The sequence below is a fragment of the Mesorhizobium sp. CO1-1-8 genome (genome assembly GCF_020164875.1).
Taxonomy (GTDB): Bacteria; Pseudomonadota; Alphaproteobacteria; order Rhizobiales; family Rhizobiaceae; genus Mesorhizobium.
The window spans coordinates 38,519-55,474 of record NZ_JAIUGZ010000006.1; the positions used below are offsets into that span (position 1 = coordinate 38,519).

The 16,956-nt window shown below is 63.0% G+C and carries 17 protein-coding genes; 10 read left to right on the forward strand and 7 right to left on the reverse strand.

What is annotated here, in order from left to right; translation table 11 throughout:
• Positions 1-142 precede the first annotated feature (142 nt).
• The 3 genes from trpS to LB558_RS13915 all read left to right on the forward strand — a co-directional run bounded on the left by trpS (position 143) and on the right by LB558_RS13915 (position 2,520).
• Positions 143-1,210 (forward strand): tryptophan--tRNA ligase, encoded by a 1,068-nt coding sequence (gene trpS, locus LB558_RS13905; protein WP_127256391.1) that lies wholly within the window; start codon positions 143-145, stop codon positions 1,208-1,210.
• A gap of 92 nt (positions 1,211-1,302) precedes the next feature.
• Entirely contained in the window at positions 1,303-1,794 is a 492-nt protein-coding gene (locus tag LB558_RS13910; protein ID WP_127256389.1) for a universal stress protein, read from the forward strand.
• Positions 1,795-1,950: 156 nt separating this feature from the next.
• Positions 1,951-2,520 carry a NifU family protein gene (locus LB558_RS13915; protein WP_023811631.1) on the forward strand — a complete coding sequence of 190 codons (570 nt, stop codon included), beginning with the start codon at positions 1,951-1,953 and terminating at the stop codon, positions 2,518-2,520.
• A gap of 111 nt (positions 2,521-2,631) precedes the next feature.
• On the opposite strand, the gene LB558_RS13920 is transcribed toward LB558_RS13915, so the two are convergent.
• On the reverse strand, positions 2,632-3,249 hold the full coding sequence (locus LB558_RS13920; protein WP_013528066.1) for a L,D-transpeptidase: 618 nt from the start codon (positions 3,247-3,249) through the stop codon (positions 2,632-2,634).
• A gap of 224 nt (positions 3,250-3,473) precedes the next feature.
• Here LB558_RS13920 and cueR point away from each other — a divergent pair, with 224 nt between their 5' ends.
• From cueR to LB558_RS13935, 3 genes are all read left to right on the forward strand, one after another.
• The gene (gene cueR, locus LB558_RS13925; RefSeq protein ID WP_224698073.1) at positions 3,474-3,896 is read left to right on the forward strand and encodes a Cu(I)-responsive transcriptional regulator; all 423 of its coding nucleotides are present in this window, start codon (positions 3,474-3,476) and stop codon (positions 3,894-3,896) included.
• A 58-nt stretch (positions 3,897-3,954) separates the two neighbouring features.
• Positions 3,955-4,386: an OsmC family protein gene (locus tag LB558_RS13930; RefSeq protein ID WP_224698074.1), complete on the forward strand. Its 432-nt coding sequence runs from the start codon at positions 3,955-3,957 to the stop codon at positions 4,384-4,386.
• 163 nt (positions 4,387-4,549) lie between these two features.
• A complete protein-coding gene (locus LB558_RS13935; protein WP_224698075.1) occupies positions 4,550-4,867 on the forward strand; it encodes a protamine-2 (modular protein) in 318 nt (105 codons plus the stop codon).
• Between the two features lie 1,278 nt (positions 4,868-6,145).
• Here the strand turns inward: LB558_RS13935 and LB558_RS13940 are convergent.
• Positions 6,146-6,316, reverse strand: a complete 171-nt coding sequence (locus LB558_RS13940; RefSeq protein ID WP_224698076.1) for a hypothetical protein — start codon at positions 6,314-6,316, stop codon at positions 6,146-6,148.
• Between the two features lie 392 nt (positions 6,317-6,708).
• On the opposite strand from LB558_RS13940, the gene LB558_RS13945 reads away from it, so the two are divergent.
• Both LB558_RS13945 and LB558_RS13950 read left to right on the forward strand, forming a co-directional pair.
• Positions 6,709-7,110, forward strand: a complete 402-nt coding sequence (locus LB558_RS13945) for a hypothetical protein (protein WP_224698077.1) — start codon at positions 6,709-6,711, stop codon at positions 7,108-7,110.
• A 97-nt stretch (positions 7,111-7,207) separates the two neighbouring features.
• Complete coding sequence (locus tag LB558_RS13950; RefSeq protein ID WP_224698078.1) at positions 7,208-7,708, forward strand: MmcB family DNA repair protein; 501 nt, start codon at positions 7,208-7,210, stop codon at positions 7,706-7,708.
• Positions 7,709-7,723: 15 nt separating this feature from the next.
• On the opposite strand, the gene nhaA is transcribed toward LB558_RS13950, so the two are convergent.
• From nhaA to LB558_RS13975, 5 genes are all read right to left on the reverse strand, one after another.
• On the reverse strand, positions 7,724-8,932 hold the full coding sequence (gene nhaA / locus LB558_RS13955; protein ID WP_224698079.1) for a Na+/H+ antiporter NhaA: 1,209 nt from the start codon (positions 8,930-8,932) through the stop codon (positions 7,724-7,726).
• Between the two features lie 63 nt (positions 8,933-8,995).
• Positions 8,996-9,559 carry an ActR/PrrA/RegA family redox response regulator transcription factor gene (locus LB558_RS13960; protein ID WP_224698080.1) on the reverse strand — a complete coding sequence of 188 codons (564 nt, stop codon included), beginning with the start codon at positions 9,557-9,559 and terminating at the stop codon, positions 8,996-8,998.
• 85 nt (positions 9,560-9,644) lie between these two features.
• Complete coding sequence (locus LB558_RS13965; RefSeq protein ID WP_224698081.1) at positions 9,645-10,976, reverse strand: ActS/PrrB/RegB family redox-sensitive histidine kinase; 1,332 nt, start codon at positions 10,974-10,976, stop codon at positions 9,645-9,647.
• Between the two features lie 112 nt (positions 10,977-11,088).
• Positions 11,089-13,659: an ATP-dependent helicase HrpB gene (gene hrpB, locus LB558_RS13970; protein WP_224698082.1), complete on the reverse strand. Its 2,571-nt coding sequence runs from the start codon at positions 13,657-13,659 to the stop codon at positions 11,089-11,091.
• 47 nt (positions 13,660-13,706) lie between these two features.
• Positions 13,707-14,597, reverse strand: coding sequence for a DMT family transporter (locus tag LB558_RS13975; protein ID WP_224698083.1), 891 nt, complete (start codon positions 14,595-14,597; stop codon positions 13,707-13,709).
• A 28-nt stretch (positions 14,598-14,625) separates the two neighbouring features.
• On the opposite strand from LB558_RS13975, the gene LB558_RS13980 reads away from it, so the two are divergent.
• A complete protein-coding gene (locus LB558_RS13980; RefSeq protein ID WP_224698084.1) occupies positions 14,626-15,315 on the forward strand; it encodes a PIG-L deacetylase family protein in 690 nt (229 codons plus the stop codon).
• 277 nt (positions 15,316-15,592) lie between these two features.
• Positions 15,593-16,924, forward strand: a complete 1,332-nt coding sequence (locus LB558_RS13985) for an ABC transporter substrate-binding protein (protein ID WP_224698085.1) — start codon at positions 15,593-15,595, stop codon at positions 16,922-16,924.
• The last annotated feature ends 32 nt before the right edge of the window (positions 16,925-16,956 follow it).

Below are 16,956 nucleotides of genomic sequence, written 5' to 3' on the forward strand. Positions count from 1 at the left end.
TGCCTACATCGGTATGTCAACATTCCTAGCTACTCGATGGTCCCAAGAGCCTCTTGATCCTCTCCCCGCTCTCGTCCATAAGCGCGCCGTCGAAAGACTTTCGCCGCGCGCGAAACGGCCCTCCACAAGCCATGAGGAAACCATGACCGCCTTCAAGCCACTCGTCTTTTCCGGCGTCCAGCCGACCGGCAATCTGCATCTCGGCAACTATCTCGGCGCCATCAAGAAATTCGTCGCCCTGCAGGACACTTCCGACTGCATCTATTGCGTCGTCGACCTGCATTCGCTGACAGCCCAACTCGTTTATGAAGACCTGGCCGACCAGACGCGGTCGATCACCGCGGCGTTCCTGGCCTCGGGCATCGACCCGAAGAAGCACATCGTCTTCAACCAGTCGCGGGTCATGCAGCATGCGGAGCTCGCCTGGATCTTCAATTGCGTGGCGCGCATCGGCTGGATGAACCGCATGACGCAGTTCAAGGACAAGGCCGGCAAGGATCGCGAGAACGCCTCGCTCGGCCTGCTTGCCTATCCGTCCCTGATGGCGGCCGACATCCTGCTCTATCGTGCCACCCACGTGCCGGTGGGTGAGGACCAGAAGCAGCATCTGGAGCTCACCCGCGACATCGCGCAGAAATTCAACAATGACTTCTCCGACCGCATCGCGGCCCTTGGCGTTGGTGTCGAGATGCAGGTCGGCGAAGAGACCGTGAACGGCTATTTCCCGCTGACCGAGCCGGTCATCGGCGGGCCGGCGGCGCGCATCATGTCGCTGCGCGACGGCTCCAAGAAAATGTCCAAATCGGATCCGTCGGATCTGTCGCGCATCAACCTGACCGACGATGCCGATGACATCTCGAAGAAGATCCGCAAGGCCAAGACCGACCCGGAAGCGTTGCCGAGCGAGCTGGACGGCCTGGCCGGCCGGCCCGAGGCGGAGAACCTGGTCGGCATCTATGCGGGTCTCGCCGAGATATCGAAGGCGGATGTTCTCAAGGAATTCGCCGGCCAGCAGTTTTCCGTGTTCAAGCCGGCCTTGGCCGATCTTGCAGTGGAAAAACTGGCGCCGATCGCCAGCGAGATGCGCCGCATTTCGGATGACCGCGCCTATGTCGACGCGGTGCTCAAGGACGGTGGCGAGCGCGCCGGCGTGCTGGCCGAAGCGACGATGAAGACGGTGCGCGACATTATCGGCCTGCTGCAGGGCTGATCGCGACACCGGGTGCACTGGCACAAGGCCGGCGGCTTGCCGCCGGTCCGCCGCAGTGGCAGATTGCGGCCGCAGACACCGAGTAGATAGACATGGTCTCCAAACGCCTCAGCCGCGAAGCCGGCCATCGCAGGAAATTCCTGACGATCATCGACGACACGCCGGAATGCGAGCGTGCCGTCGCCTATGCCTCGAAACGGGCGCAGAGCACCAGCGGCACGCTGGTGCTGCTCTATGTCATCGTGCCGGACGATTTCCAGCATTGGCTGGGTGTCGAGAAGATCATGCGCGAGGAAGCCACCGCCACGGCGCGCGCGGCACTCGATACTTATGCCAACAAGGTGCGCCAGAAGCTCGGCATCGAGCCCGAGATGGTGGTGCGCGAAGGCAAGCCGACGGAAGAGATCCACAAATTGATTGAGGAAGACCAGGACATCGCCATCCTGGTGCTGGCCGCCGGTGCGGGCAAGGAAGGCCCGGGGCCGCTGGTCGGCGCCGTGGCGGGCAAGGGTGCCGCCTTCCCGATCCCGGTGACTGTCGTGCCGCAGAACCTGTCGGACGAGGAGATCGACAGCCTCGCCTGAGAGTCTGTTCTTCAGGTGATGCCGGTCCGATTTTGGGCGCGCAAAAACATTCCGCCAGCCAGCCGTTCCGGCGATGCGTTTCGCTTGAATGTCCAGCCAATTGAGCCTATTTAGAATTGTTCCAAACTAGATGCCCAAACGGGCACGGAGACGGCCATGTTCATCCAGACAGAATCGACGCCAAACCCGGCGACGCTGAAATTCCTGCCCGGCAAGGAAGTGCTTCTGGAAGGCACCGCCGATTTCCGCGATGCCGACAGCGCCGCCGTCGCCTCGCCGCTGGCCGGCCGGCTGTTCGAAATTCCTGGCGTCACCGGCGTTTTCTTCGGCTATGACTTCATCACCGTGACCAAGGATGGCCCCGACTGGCAGCATTTGAAGCCGGCGATCCTTGGCGCCATCATGGAGCATTTCATGTCCGGCGCGCCCGTCATGGCCAAGGCTGGCCCGGCCGCCGAGACCAGCCAGACCGGTGAGTTCTACGACAAGGCCGACGAGGAGCTGGTCATCACCATCAAGGAACTGCTCGATACACGGGTGCGCCCGGCGGTCGCCCAGGATGGCGGCGACATCACCTTCCGCGGTTTCGAGAATGGCACGGTGTTCCTGCACATGAAGGGCGCCTGCGCCGGCTGCCCGTCCTCGACGGCGACGCTGAAGCACGGCATCCAGAACCTTCTGCGCCATTTCGTGCCGGAAGTGCAGCAGGTCGAGCAGGTCTCGTAGAGACCTCCTTCTCAGCATTAGAGGCAAACAACAAAAAACCGGGCCGAATTGCCCGGTTTTCTGCTTGGGACGTCCGTTGTTGCCTAGACGGTCCGCGTACGAAAACTGCCTCTAGAGAACGATGACCTTGGCGCCGACCGAGGCGCGGTCATAGAGGTCGATAATGTCCTGATTCATCAGGCGGATGCAGCCCGACGACATCGCCTTGCCGATCGAATTCCATTCCGGGCTGCCATGCAGGCGATAGCCTGAATCACCGCCCTTGTTGAACAAGTACATGGCGCGCGCGCCGAGCGGGTTCTTCAGGCCCGGCTCCATGCCGCCGGCAAACTTTTCCAATTCCGGCTGGCGCTGGATCATCTGCCTCGGCGGCGTCCAGGTCGGCCATTCGCGCTTGAGCGCAATGTGGGCGGTGCCATGCCACTCGAAGCCCTCGCGACCGACGCCGATGCCGTAGCGAATGGCCCTTCCGTCGCCCTCGATGAAGTAGAGAAACTTGTTCTGCGTATCGACGATGATCGTGCCCGGCTTTTCCGGGCTGTCATAGTTCACTTCCTGCCGATGGTACTTCATCGGCACCTTCTCGATCGGGATGCGCGGCAGCTGATAACCGGCGTCGGTGACCGCGCCGTAGTCGTTGGAGAATATCTGCGAGCCGATGGTGCTGCAACCGGCGATAGCAGTGGAGAGCGCCAGTGCGGCGATGATTGCAAACGACTTCATGCGCATCAGGTGATCCAGTGCCCGCCAACTTCGGCGGCACGAGTCGGCCGCTCTCTCATCATCATTCATGCTGGCATTTGCTTTGCTTGCCAAGCGCGCGATGCCTATATGCCTGCCTTGACGTACCGGTAAGCTTATCACTATGGCATTTTGGCAACAGGACTCACAGGATTGTGAAGCAAATTCAAGGGGCCTGCTCCATGGCTTCCTGGAAATCGAGGAGAACCGTCATGAATGTCGGTGACGCCGCCCACCGCTCCGGCCTGCCGGCCAAGACCATCCGCTATTATGAAGAGATCGGCCTGATCGCCCCGGCGCGCGCCGCGAACGGCTACCGCGATTATTCCGGAGACGATATTCATCGGCTGGCCTTCCTGCGCCGTGCGCGCAATCTCGGCTTCTCCATCGACGATTGCCGCCAGTTGATGGCGCTCTACCAGGATCGCGGCCGCGCCAGCCACAACGTGCGCGAAATCGCCGCCGCCCATGTCACGGCGATCGAGGAGAAAGTGCGTGAGTTGCAGTCGATGCGCTCGACGCTGCAGAAGCTGATCCATGCCTGCCACGGCGACGAAAGGCCGGATTGTCCGATCCTTGATGACATGGCGGGCGCGGCGTTGCCCAGCGACAAGGGCGCCTCTGCGCCTGCATAATGACCGCACGTCGACGAGGCCCGCCGCCTGGTCGACTCCTGCCGGGAGGACATCCGCAATGGTCTCGATGACCGTGGAACTGCGCAATGTGGAGGACACGCAGGCGGCCATGGGCTGGGCCGGCGGCCACGCGATCATCGTCGACCGGCCCGAAGGCAAGGCCGGCGGCATGGGCCTGGGCTTCAATGGCGGCCAGCTGCTCGCCCTGGCGATCGGCGGCTGCTTCTGCAACGACCTTCGCTACGTCGCCGAGGAAATGGGCGTAACGCTCAACAAGATCGCCGTGACCGTGACGCTGAACCTCGAAGGCCAGCCTTTGCTCGCGACCTCGTCAACCATGACGGTTTCATGCACGACGCTGGACGGCTCCGACCCGGCGGAGATCATCACAAGGGCCGCGGCGCTTTCCACGGTCAGCAACTCCTTGCGCCAGGGCGTGCCGGTGAGCATTGAAACGGCCGCAACGGCGACCGGCTTGCCGGAGGAATGATCCCCGGGAGCAGGCGCATTTGGCCGCGGGATTGTCAGAGACCGCTAAAAAGGCCCGCCGCCGGCACGGCAGAACGATAGACCCAATTTTCTTCGGCATCTGGGCGCGTCAATCTGCCGCTCTATGTCTTCCCTTGTCGCAATGATCAACGATGGAGATTGGCATGGATCGGCGATTGTTTCTGACTGGAATGCTTGGGCTGGCAGGGGCTGCGACCGTCGTCGCAATCGCGCGTCCTGCCACCGCCTTGGCCGGCATCCCGAATACGGGGCCCGGCATTCTCGATGAGCTCGACAAACCGTCCGACGACATTCTCGACCCGGATGGTCCCGACGTCCAGGACGGCGTCGAGTTCGTGCGGCACCGCAGGTGGCACCGCCGCCGTCGTCGACGCGGCTGGAGGCGGGTTTGCCGTCGCTACTGGCGCCACGGCTCCTGGCGCCGCAGATGTTTCCGCAGATCCTTCTGGATCCACTTCTGACGAGACCAACAGCGCGAAGGTCCCGGTGTCCGCCGGGGCCTTCGCTATCGCTGCAGGCTTGAATCCAATCGGTAAAAAGGCCCGCCGCCCCTCGGCAGCGGGCAGGTCCTGGAGTGCCGGGGGATCAACCCGGCATGGGATCAACGAGCAGGTCACCGGTTGGTTGCAGGGATCGGCCCGGTAGCCTTCCTTTGGGTAGACCGCCACCGGGCCTGACCGGAGCGGGGTGTATTGGGGGAGCCCCGGCTGCTTCCAAAATATCACCTTTCATTTATATTCGCTGTAGCTAATTTAACAGGAACGACGCAACCCGGAGTGTGGCTGGACGGGCCTCATCGGACAGGCGCCAAACCCTGATGAACGTAGCATCGTCTTACCTTCGGATTCGCTCCGGCCGTTACGGCAATCGCGGTTTCCCGACACAATCAACCTGCCCCGATGGCGAATCAATCACCAAGCCAGCAACTTGGGTCTGGCCATTGCCCGGCTGGGTAGCGCCTAGCGCCCGATCCTGAGTGGTGCGATGATACGTGAGCGGGTGCCGACTTCACTGATAGAGAATTGCAAGCGCGGCTAAACCAACTTGGTGCGCGCGTTGCAGAGCTTAAGGCTGCGAGACAGCCTCCACCTGATAAAGCGCATATTGAGAGCGGCCAGCTTAGTCCAGCAGTCGCACTAGAGGCAGAACTCTTAGAGCGATCTGGAGGATGGGGCTTCTTCAGCCGCAACCCTGCGTTCCCGGTAGTGTCCTTTATTCTCTTTATCCGCTCGCTGCGTCGAACAACCTAGCCGCGGGCCTGTAAGGGTTATATTCCTAGGTCTGTCAAAATATATAATCGCCAATCAAATGCAAAATCACCGGCTTCGTCCGCGAACAGGAAGGTGTGCGTCATGCCCGACAGCAACAAGACATCTGCCAAGAGTCAAGTTGAGAAGTTCCGCGACCTAGCGCGGGAGATCGAAACCGTTGATTCCGAAGACGGCTGGATAGCGCCATAGCGCCTGCCGCAGGCAACGGCCAGCGTGCCTAATAGCAGGCATTTTTGCTCGCCATTAACATAGGTGATTCCGCTGGATGCCGCTTTTGGTCTTTCCATTGGGGAAGGAAAACAACAGGTCGGGAACGACTGGGGAGCACCATCAAAATGGCAGAACGCGCAGGGAACGGCGGCGGCCCGTTCGAGATAGCTATGGTCGTCGTCATGTCCCTTGCGGCGATCGGGATCGTCGTGCTTGGCGTGACGTTTTTCTGAGGCCTATGCCCAAAGGAAGGACTGGCTACTTTTTCACCAGCATGAGCGCTTCGCGCACCAGCGATGGCACGTTGCCAACGCCGAGCAAATCAATAAGCTCCCGAGCCTGGCTATGGGTGACCCCGGTTTTGTCTACCAGCCAGTTGACGTGCCTTTCCTTGGCGGCTTGATGCTCGCGCTCGTGGTCACTGGACATTGGCTTTCTTCCCGTTGGGGCGAAAGCCTGATGTTCTCTTCCAAGCGTCCGATTGCCTTATTTTTGTGCACAGACGACCAGAAACCCTACGCCTTCTTAGGGCCTTTGGCTATATGGGTCTGTCAAGTATACAATCGCCGTCTCCTCAGCGTGGCGCCACAAGCGAGATGTCTCGTCATACCCATAAACAACCCCGCCGATTGGGCAGCGCTCAGCAAAAAATACGCTAATGGCGTAGAAATGGCGGAGTGGACTCGGACGGTGTGGCAGGCCGATTAGCCAGCCATCCCCTACGGCAGGATAGCGCCTGACTTGGCGGTAAGCCGGTCGGCTTCACCACTATGATTAGCGATCACTAATATGCTATAGGCAAATGGTGAGGGGCTAGTTCCATGAGACAGTTCCTAAGACACATTGCATTGGCATGGCTTGTGCTGCCCGGCGATGCGGGCGCCCATGATTGGTATACGGGCAAGACTGATCCCGTTCTTCACTATGACTGCTGCGGGGGCAAGGATTGCCACCCAATCAATTCCAATGATGTCAGGATGACGAAGGACGGCTATTTCGTCAGGATGCCGCGCCCGGCTTCCTTGAATGAGTCCCAGGAACCGGAGTGGTTTATCCCCCGGGAACGCGTCCAGACTTCGCCTGATGATCAATACCATATCTGCGAGCGATTGATGACGTTTTACCGGACGATCGTTCCTCACTTGAGGTTTGAGACCTATTACCGATTCAGATGGACGTGCTTCTTCGCGCCGACGGGGACCGGTTCAATCCAGTCGGATTGAACCGGCAAGGGCTTTCTGTCAATTGGGTTTGTCAACCAGATAATCGCCTTGCATAAACAGGTTCAAACCGTGAACAGAATCTGGCATGGTGCCGGGCATGCCGATCATCTCGCCCATCCCCATCAACCCTCTCATCGACGGCCGCCAGTCCGAACGCGCCATGCTGGTGCGGCGCGGCGTACAGCGGCTGCTCAGGGATATGGGCGCGCATGTGTTGCCCGAACTGTCGCTGGCCACGGGCCGCCGCGCCGACCTCGTTGCGCTGACCCGGCAGGGCGATATCTGGATCATCGAGATCAAATCCTCGATCGAGGATTTCAGGGTCGACCGCAAATGGCCCGACTACCGGCTGCATTCCGACCGCTTCTTCTTCGCCACCCATCCCGGCGTGCCCTTGGAGATATTTCCGCAGGAATGCGGCTTCATCCTTTCCGACGGCTATGGCGCCGAGATCCTACGCGATGCGCCCGAGCACCGCATGGCAGCGGCAACGCGCAAGGCGCTGATGCTGCGGATCGCGCGGGCCGGCGCTTCGCGGCTGTTGGCGGCGGAGCTTGCCGGCGTGTCGGTGCCGGCGCTGGAGGGTGAAAGCGAGTAACGGCCGTCCTTCAGTCTATGACCGGCTCTGCTCTTCATCGTCCTCCACGCCACCCTTGGCGCGCGCCATGAGCAGCACGGCAGCACCCAGGATGGCGGCGATGAAGGAGCCGGCGAGGATGCCGACCTTGACCGCGTCCTGCAGCGCCACGTCGCCGGCGAAGGCGAGCAGGCCGATGAACAGGCTCATGGTGAAGCCGATGCCGCACAGCAGCGATATGCCGATCATGTGCGTCCAGCCGGCATTGGCGGGCAGGTCGGCAAGACCGAGCCGGATGGCAAGTGCCGAGGAGCCGAACACGCCGACCAGCTTGCCGACCACCAGGCCGGCGGCGACACCCAGCGTCAACGGCTCGATCAGCGCACTGACGCTGAGGCCGGCGAGCGAAACGCCGGCATTGGCAAAGCCGAAGATCGGGATGACGACGAAGGCCACTATCTTGTGCAGACCATGCTCGAGCCGGTGCAGCGGCGAATGGTCGAGATCGTGGCCAATCCCGGCGGAGCGTTCGAGCGGGATGGTCAGCGCCAGCGCCACGCCGGCAAGCGTTGCATGGACGCCCGATTTCAGCACCAGAACCCACAGGATGACGCCCAGAACGAGATAGGGCACAAGCGTCATCACCCGCATGCGGTTGAGCACGACAAGCGCGGCAATAACGGCGAAGGCAGCACCCAGATAAGCCAGCGAAAGCCCGCTGGTGTAGAAGATGGCGATGATGATGACGGCACCGAGGTCGTCGATGATGGCGAGTGCTGTGAGGAACACCTTCAGCGAAGCCGGCACGCGGCTGCCGAGCAGAGACAGCACGCCGAGCGCGAAAGCGATGTCGGTGGCGGTCGGGATCGCCCAGCCGGACAGGGCGGCCGCATTGTTGCGGTTGACGGCCACATAGACGAGTGCCGGGACCGCCATGCCGCCGGCGGCTGCAATGCCGGGCAGCACGCGCCGGGGCCAGGTGGAGAGCTGGCCGTCCAGCATCTCGCGCTTGATCTCCAGTCCGACGAGCAGGAAGAACACCGCCATCAGCCCGTCATTGACCCAGTGCGAGACGCTGAGCGGGCCGAGATAGGCGTGGAGCGCGGAGAAATAGGTTTCGGCGAGCGGCGAATTGGCGACGATCAGCGCCAGTGCCGCCGCCACCATCAGGATGATGCCGCCGGCCGCTTCACTATCGAGGAATTCGCGGAAGACGGAAACCGTCCGATGCTTCAAGTCCTGCATGTCGCCTCCGTCATGCCGTCTGTTTTGGCGGGCTTCGATCCCGCAAGATGGCAAACGGCGGCCTTAACGCGGCGCGCGCTTGGCCAGTATGCGCTGCAAGGTGCGGCGGTGCATGTTGAGCCGGCGCGCTGTCTCGGAGACGTTGCGCTCGCACATCTCATAGACGCGCTGGATATGTTCCCAACGGACGCGGTCGGCCGACATCGGGTTTTCCGGCGGCGCCGCGCGCTCCCCGGCGGTGCGGGTGAGTGCGGCGAAGATATCATCGGCGTCGGCGGGCTTGGAGAGATAATCGACCGCACCGAGCTTCACCGCGGTCACCGCGGTGGCGATGTTGCCATAGCCGGTGAGGATGATGGTGCGGGAATCCTCGCGCTTTTCGCGGATGGCCGCGACCACGTCGAGGCCGTTGCCGTCGCCGAGCCGCATGTCGACCACGGCGTAGGCGGGTGGATTGGCGCGCGCCTTGGCAACCGCCTCCTCGACGCTCTCGGCCGTCTCGACCACGAAACCCCTGGTTTCCATGGCGCGGGCCAGACGCGTGAGGAACGGCTTGTCGTCATCGACGATAAGCAGCGAGGTGTCCTCGCCTTCAACCATTGCGCCAATATTCTCGTCGCCTGTCATAGTCTCAAAATTCCTGCTGCCTTAATTTTACGCAAATATAGTTCCTGAGCCTCCTTGTCCAATTTTTAGAGGTCCTTCAAGGCTCTCAGGCGGTGTCGAACATGCTGGCCGAAGTGATTTCCGGATTGAGGAACACACCACGCGGCCACGATATCTGGACCATGGCGCCCTCGCCCAAGCCGCTCGAATTGCGGAAATCGAGCACGGCGCCAGAGCGTTCGAGCAGGGTCTTGGCGATGAACAGGCCGAGGCCCAGACCGCCGCCGGTTTCATTGCCCTGGCGCGTCGACATATAGGGCTCGCCGATGCGGTCGATGATCTCGGCCGGAAAGCCGGGGCCGTCATCGATGATCGAGAAGGTGACAGTGGCCTCGTCCCAGCTCCAGCGCACGGTGACGCTTTTGCGGGCGAAATCGACGGCGTTCTCGACCAGATTGCCGAGGCCGTAGATGACACCCGGATTGCGCCGCCCGACCGGCTCGGGGCCGATGCGTTCGCCGGGCCGAAGCTTGATCGAGATGCCGAAGTCCCGGTGCGGCGCGGTGACCTCTTCGACCAGCGAGGTCAATGGCAGCCGCGAAAGATGCGCTTCGCCCTCGGATGAGAGGCTGGTCAGCCGCTTGAGAATCTCACGGCAACGCTCGCTCTGCGAACGCAACAGCGTCACGTCTTCCCCATATTTCGGATCCTTGCCGAGCGCCTTTTCCATCTCCTTGGCGACAAGCGCGATGGTGGCGAGCGGCGTGCCGAGCTCGTGCGCGGCCGCAGCTGCCAGCCCGTCGAGCGCCGAAAGGTGCTGCTCGCGTTGCAGCACCAGCTCCGTGGCGGCAAGCGCATTGGCCAGAAGCCGCGCTTCAGCAGCCACCCGGAAGGCGTATATGGCGGTGAAGGCGATCGAGGACAGCACCGCCATCCACATGCCGGCGACATAGATGAAGGGCATCGCCAGCGGTGCATCTTCATGCCAGGGTAGCGGCAGATGGACAAAGACCAGCAACGTCGCCGCCGACATCACCAGCCCGCCGAGGATGGCAGTCAGGCGCAGGGGCAGAGATGTCGCCGAAATGACGACAGGCACCGTCATCAGCAGCGAGAACGGGTTGGTGAGACCGCCTGTCATGTAGAGCAGGCCAGCAAGCTGCAGGCTGTCGAAGATCAGGATGCCGAAGGCCGCCAGCGGCGTGAGCCGGTGCGCCGCTGGAAACCGGAAGGCGAGAAACAGGTTCATCCAGGCCGAACAGGCGATCAGGGCAAAGCAGAGGCTGACCGGCAGCGGAAACTTCAGCCCATAGGCGACGACGAGCACCGTCAGGCTCTGACCGACAATGGCAAGCCAGCGCAACCGGATCAGCGTGTTGAGGCGCAGTCTCTGGCTCTGCTGGAAATCGGGGGAACGCAAAACGTTGATCATGGCCATGAATTACAGCCGCGAAGCTCCAAAGGCTAGGTCCCGCCCCAATCCGAGGAGTGGGGCTCTACTTCTTGTTTGAGCATGACCTTTTCCAAAAACCGGTTTCCACTTTTTGGGATCATGCTCTGGGTTTTGCCCGGGCGGTGGCGGTCGCGAGCAGCGGGTTTTCCGGCCAGACGTGCTTGGGATATCGGCCGCGCATATCGGCGCGCACATCGGCCCAGGAGCCGCGCCAGAAGCCGGGCAGGTCGCGCGTCGTCTGGATCGGCCGGTGCGCCGGCGAAAGGAGTTCGAGCGTCAGCGGCACGGCGCCATTGGCGATCGAAGGATGGCGGTCGAGGCCGAACAGCTCCTGCACGCGAATCGCCAGCACCGGCCATTCGCCGTCATAGCGGATCGGCACATGGCTGCCGGACGGGGCATCGAAATGGGTCGGCGCCAGCGTATCGATCCTGCGCTGCAGATCATGCGGCACGAGTGCGGCCAGTCCACTCGAGACAACGCCCGCATCGATGGCGGCAAACGATGCCGCGCCGGCGAGGTAAGGCAGCAACCAGTCGTCGAGGCGCTCGATGAGGGCGTCATCCGCCATATCGGGCCAGGGCGCGCCAAGGCCGCGATGCAGCCAGCCAAGCCGCTGGCGCAGCGTTTGCGCCTCCTTGCTCCAATTCAGCAGCGACAGCCCGTGCTGACGCACCGCATCGAGGACGGCACCGTCGGCGTCGGCCCCCGTTGGCGGCGGCAGCATGCGTTCGGCGAGCGTGATGGCGCCAAGGCGCACAGTTTCGCGTACCCGCACGGCACGGCGGTCGCGATCGAAGCTCGTTTCACGGCGGACCTCGATCCTGTCCGCCAGCGCAGCGCGGACATCGTCTTCGCCGATTGCCGCCGCCGCTGTGATGCGCGCATTCTGTGCCTTGCCCTGCAGGTCGGCGACGACCACAAACGGCTCGCCCGCCAACGGGTCGGCGGCGTCGAGCATGGCGCCGGAGCCGTTGGCCAGCACGAAACGGCCACGCTCACCACGCGCCTTCGCCACCCGATCCGGCCAGGCGTGGACGAGCAGGCGACCGGCGCTGATACCCTCCCCCTTGTGGGGAGGGTCGGCGAGCGCGCCTTGCGCAGCAAGGTGTGGGAGACGGGGTGGGGGTGCCGCGCCCGGCCGACCCCGCTCCGCTTCGCGGATCGACCCTCCCCCCAAAGGGGAGGATGAAGAGGCCTGCCTTGCCAGCCTTTCGGCGAGCTGCTTGGCGGCGGTAGCGCGCGGCGATCTTTCCCCGCGAAAGCGCATCAGCCGACGTTCCAGGTCGGCGCCATCGCCGCCAAGGCCGCGTTCGGTGAGCAGCACGGCAAGCATGGCAGCCTCGAAGGCATGGCCGCTGCCTGCCGCCTCGGCAACCATATGCGCCAACCGTACCGGCAGAGCGAGCTTGCGCATCGAAGCCCCCGCATCCGTCAAGCGCCCCGCCTCGTCTATGGCATCCAGCGCGCGCAGCAGCGTCCTTGCCTCGTTAAGCGCCGGAGCGGGCGGCGGATCGAGGAAGGCGAGCCCTGCCGGATCGGCAACGCCGAAGGCGGCGCAGTCTAGTAGCAGGCCCGACAGGTCTGCCTCGAGGATTTCCGGCGGCGTGAAAGCAGGCAGTGAAGCCGTCTGCTCGGCCCGCCACAGGCGGATGGCGACGCCAGGCTGCGTGCGACCGGCACGGCCGGCGCGCTGGTCGGCGGAAGCCTTGCTGACGCGCACGGTCTCCAGCCGGGTCAAGCCGCTGGCCGGTTCGTAGCGCGGCAGCCGCGACAGGCCCGAATCGATGACGACGCGCACGCCGTCAATGGTGATCGAGGTTTCGGCGATCGAGGTGGCCAGCACCACCTTGCGGCGGCCGGGCGGCGGCGGCTTGATCGCCGCGTCCTGCGCCTTGCCTTCGAGCATGCCGTAGAGCGGCACGATGTCGGTATCGGTGCCGACCTTGCCGGCCAGCCGTTCGGCGGTGCGCTCGATCTCGCGCTGGCCAGGCAGGAAGGCAAGCACGCTGCCGCTCTCGTCGGCAAGGGCCGCGCGGATCGCCTTGGCCATGGCGTCCTCGATGGTGGTGCCAGCGGGACGCTCGTCATAGCGGATGTCGACAGGAAAGGCGCGGCCCTCGCTCTCGATCACCGGCGCGCCCGACAGAAGTTTCGCGACACGCGCACCGTCGAGCGTCGCCGACATCACCAGCACGCGCAGGTCCGGCCGCAGTGCACCTTGCACGTCGAGCGCCAGCGCGAGACCGAAATCGCCATCGAGCGAACGCTCGTGGAATTCGTCGAAAATGACAGCCGAGATTCCAGGCAGTTCGGGGTCGTCGAGGATCATCCGCGCCAGCACGCCTTCGGTGACGACCAATATCCTGGTCTTTGCCGAGGTGCGGTTTTCCATGCGCATGGCATAGCCGACGGTGGCGCCGGGCTCCTCATCAAGCAATTCGGCCATGCGGCGGGCGGCGGCGCGGGCAGCGAGCCGGCGCGGTTCGAGCAGAACGATCTTGCCGGCGCCGAGCCAAGGCGCGTCAAGCAGCGCCAGCGGCACCAGGGTCGTCTTGCCGGCGCCGGGCGGCGCCACCAGCACGGCGCTGTTGCCATGGCCGAGCGCTTCGCTTAGCGCCGGCAGCACCGCGGATACAGGAAGCTCCGGCAGGGGTTTTGTCGTCATGGCGCCCGCATATCAGCGGTTACGGCCACGGCGCAACCAGAGTCGGTTCAAAGCCGGGTGCGCGAAAACGGGTTCCAGCGCACGGTGCCCAGCCGCGCTTCTTCCCGCACCATGGTCAACAGGCCGGCGCCGCCGACGACCGCCAGGCCAACCAGCGACAGCCCGTCCGGATATTCCTGGAAGAACAACGCGCCGAGGATCACCGCCCAGGCGATCTGCGAATAATGCGTCGGCGCGACCCGGTTGGCAGGCGCGTATTTCATGGCCAGCAGTTGAAGGAATTGTCCACCTGCGGTGAAGGCACCGGCCATCACCAGCCACAGCAACTGCTTTCCGCTGGGAACAGTGAAGGCGGTGGCGGCGGCGCCGATGCCGTTGAACAGCAGGCCGCAACCGACCAGCACGCCGAGCATGGTGGTGCGCTTTTCCTGCTGCGCCAGCGAGCGCATCAAGATGACGCTGATGGCGGCGAGGAAGGCAACGCCGAAGGCAGCAAGATGGCCGAGATTGAGTTCACGAAAGCCCGGCCGCACCACCAGCATGACACCGGCAAAACCGGCGACCACCGCCAGCCAGCGCCAGGGGCCGACCTCCTCCTTGAGGATCACCGTGGAGAGGATGGTGACGCAGAGCGGCGCCAGGAAGATCAGCGCATAGGACTCGGCCAGCGGAATGGTGGTGAAGGCATAGACGCTGAGCACGCCGGAAGCGATGCCCGCCCAGGCACGCGCCTGCACCGCCCATGGTCGTTTGGTGCGCCAGAAATCGCGCCAGCGTTCGCCCGCAGGCCGCGTGAAGAATAGGAAGAAGCCCGCGAACAAGGTTATGAAAAAGCCGATCTCGAAGATCGTGAGCTGACCGCCCAGGCTTTTGACAACGGCATCGCTGCCCGAATAGCTTGCGTAGGCGATCAGGGCCAGCAGGATTCCGTTCGTCACGTTGTTCCAGTTCCGGGGAGAGAGTGGTTTGAAAATCCTGGCGCTCGGTGCGCATCCGGACGACATCGAGATCTTCATGTTCGGTACGATGGCCGCCTATGCGGCGCAAGGCGCAGAGCTCACTTTTGCCATGGCCACGGATGGTGCCAGGGGCGGCACGAGTGATCCCGCTGTTCTCGCTCGTGTCCGTCGCGAGGAAGCAACGGCCGCGGCCGCGCTGCTCGGGGCGACGCCACGCTTCCTCGACTTTCCGGACGGCGAACTGGTGGCCGATGCAGCGCTGATCGGGGCGCTGAAAGCACTGATTGGTCAAACCGGCCCGGATCTGGTGATCACGCATGCGCCCAACGACTATCATGCCGACCATCGCGCACTGTCGGACGGCGTGCGCATCGCGGCCTCGTTCGCCGTACCGGTGCTGCATGCCGACACGATGGGCGGCACCGGGTTTTCGCCGACGCACTATGTCGATGTTTCCGCCCATGCCGACCTCAAGGCCAAGGCGATCCGCATGCATCAGTCGCAGGATCCTGACCGCTTCGTCGACATCGCGCGGACACAGAACGCCTTTCGCGCCGGCCAGTGCAACGGCGCACAAGGCTCATCGGCCGAAGCGTTCCGTTTCGAACCGTCGTTCCCGTACGCCGATATCCGCGAACTGCTGCCGCCGGCGCCGCCGATCCGTAGGGTGATGGTGAGCACCAGAAGGGTAGATTGAAAGCCGAGGCGACCCCACGGTCCTGGTCAGTATCGGCCTGAACAGCTTCGATACGTCGACCTGCGATCCGCGCTTTTCCCAACGTTTTCAGACATCGCCACAAGCATGGTGCGGCGCAGCAACGAATTCGCTTGCCTTGTTTAGTAAAAATTGCATCACTAAACAAATTACTAAACATCCGCAGCGTAACCGCGCCGCCATGTTTGGGCCCCTGAGGAGAGGGGTTGAGGGCTTTTGAAACCGTCATTCGGGCGCGTTTCGCAAATGGGAGGAAGGCATGAAATCGAGCTTGAAACTGGCGTTGGGACTAACCTCGGCGATAACCGCGTCGACAGCCGTCTTGAACGTCGCGCACGCTGAAGACCTGACGCTGTGCTGGGCCGCCTGGGACCCGGCTAACGCACTTGTCGAACTGTCCAAGGATTTTACCAAGGAAACCGGCATCGGCATGAAATTCGAGTTCGTGCCCTGGACCAATTATGCCGACCGCTTCCTCAACGAGCTGAATTCGCACGGCAAATTGTGCGACCTGATCATCGGCGACAGCCAGTGGATCGGCGGCGCTGCCGAGAACGGCCATTACGTCAAGCTGAACGACTTCTTCGACAAGGAGAAGATCAGCATGGACGATTTCGTGCCGGCAACCGTCGTCGGCTATTCGGAATGGCCGAAGAACACGCCGAACTACTGGGCACTGCCGGCCATGGGCGACGTTGTCGGCTGGACCTATCGCAAGGACTGGTTCTCCAAGCCCGAGCTGCAGAAGGAATTCAAGGAGAAGTACGGCTGGGATCTCGGCCCGCCGACCACCTTCGACCAGTTGAAGCAGGTCGCCGAGTTCTTCCAGAAGCGTGAGATCGACGGCAAGACCGTCTACGGTGCCTCGATCTACACGGAGCGCGGCTCGGAAGGCATCACCATGGGCGCCATGGACGTGCTCTACAGCTATGGCTTCCAGTACGAGAACCCCAAGAAGCCCTACGAGATGGAAGGCTTCGTCAACTCCGACAAATCGGTGAAGGGTCTGGAGTTCTACAAGGCGCTCTATGATTGCTGCACCCCTCCGGGCGCGTCGAACAGCTACATGGGCGAAGGCGTCGATGCCTTCAAATCCGGCCAGGTGGCGATGCACATGAACTTCGCCTTCACATGGCCGGGCCTGCAGAAGGACGAGAATGTCGGCGGCGATAAGATCGGCTACTTCGTCAACCCGAAGGGCCCCGACGGCGAGCAGTTCGCCCAGCTCGGCGGCCAGGGCATCTCGGTGGTGTCCTATTCCGACAAGCAGGAATCGGCGCTGAAATACATCAAGTGGTTCGCCAACAAGGACGTGCAGGCCAAATGGTGGTCGCTCGGCGGCTATTCCTGCCTCAACGCGGTGGTCAAGGATCCGAAGTTCCCAGCCAGCCAGCCCTACGCGCAGACCTTCCTCGACTCGATGGCCATCGTGAAGGACTTCTGGGCCGAGCCGAGCTACGCCCCGCTGCTGCAGGCCTCGCAGAAGCGTTTCCACGACTATGTCGTCGCCGGCCAGGGTTCGGCCAAGGATGCGCTGGACGGCCTGGTCAAGGACTGGACGCAAGTCTTCCAGGACGACGGCAAGATGTAACCCCGGCTCCTCCCGAGCCCGACCCATGCGTC

What these genes read in the sequence shown, in the direction of transcription:
- LB558_RS13935 (WP_224698075.1), top strand. Translation starts at nt 4,550, where the DNA reads ATGGATCGGCGATTGTTTCTGACTGGAATGCTTGGGCTGGCAGGGGCT.
- trpS (WP_127256391.1), top strand. Translation starts at nt 143, where the DNA reads ATGACCGCCTTCAAGCCACTCGTCTTTTCCGGCGTCCAGCCGACCGGC.
- LB558_RS13920 (WP_013528066.1), bottom strand. Translation starts at nt 3,249, where the DNA reads ATGCGCATGAAGTCGTTTGCAATCATCGCCGCACTGGCGCTCTCCACT.
- LB558_RS13985 (WP_224698085.1), top strand. Translation starts at nt 15,593, where the DNA reads ATGAAATCGAGCTTGAAACTGGCGTTGGGACTAACCTCGGCGATAACC.
- LB558_RS13910 (WP_127256389.1), top strand. Translation starts at nt 1,303, where the DNA reads ATGGTCTCCAAACGCCTCAGCCGCGAAGCCGGCCATCGCAGGAAATTC.
- LB558_RS13965 (WP_224698081.1), bottom strand. Translation starts at nt 10,976, where the DNA reads ATGGCCATGATCAACGTTTTGCGTTCCCCCGATTTCCAGCAGAGCCAG.
- LB558_RS13945 (WP_224698077.1), top strand. Translation starts at nt 6,709, where the DNA reads ATGAGACAGTTCCTAAGACACATTGCATTGGCATGGCTTGTGCTGCCC.
- LB558_RS13915 (WP_023811631.1), top strand. Translation starts at nt 1,951, where the DNA reads ATGTTCATCCAGACAGAATCGACGCCAAACCCGGCGACGCTGAAATTC.
- nhaA (WP_224698079.1), bottom strand. Translation starts at nt 8,932, where the DNA reads ATGCAGGACTTGAAGCATCGGACGGTTTCCGTCTTCCGCGAATTCCTC.
- LB558_RS13960 (WP_224698080.1), bottom strand. Translation starts at nt 9,559, where the DNA reads ATGACAGGCGACGAGAATATTGGCGCAATGGTTGAAGGCGAGGACACC.
- LB558_RS13950 (WP_224698078.1), top strand. Translation starts at nt 7,208, where the DNA reads ATGCCGATCATCTCGCCCATCCCCATCAACCCTCTCATCGACGGCCGC.
- LB558_RS13930 (WP_224698074.1), top strand. Translation starts at nt 3,955, where the DNA reads ATGGTCTCGATGACCGTGGAACTGCGCAATGTGGAGGACACGCAGGCG.
- LB558_RS13940 (WP_224698076.1), bottom strand. Translation starts at nt 6,316, where the DNA reads ATGTCCAGTGACCACGAGCGCGAGCATCAAGCCGCCAAGGAAAGGCAC.
- hrpB (WP_224698082.1), bottom strand. Translation starts at nt 13,659, where the DNA reads ATGACGACAAAACCCCTGCCGGAGCTTCCTGTATCCGCGGTGCTGCCG.
- cueR (WP_224698073.1), top strand. Translation starts at nt 3,474, where the DNA reads ATGAATGTCGGTGACGCCGCCCACCGCTCCGGCCTGCCGGCCAAGACC.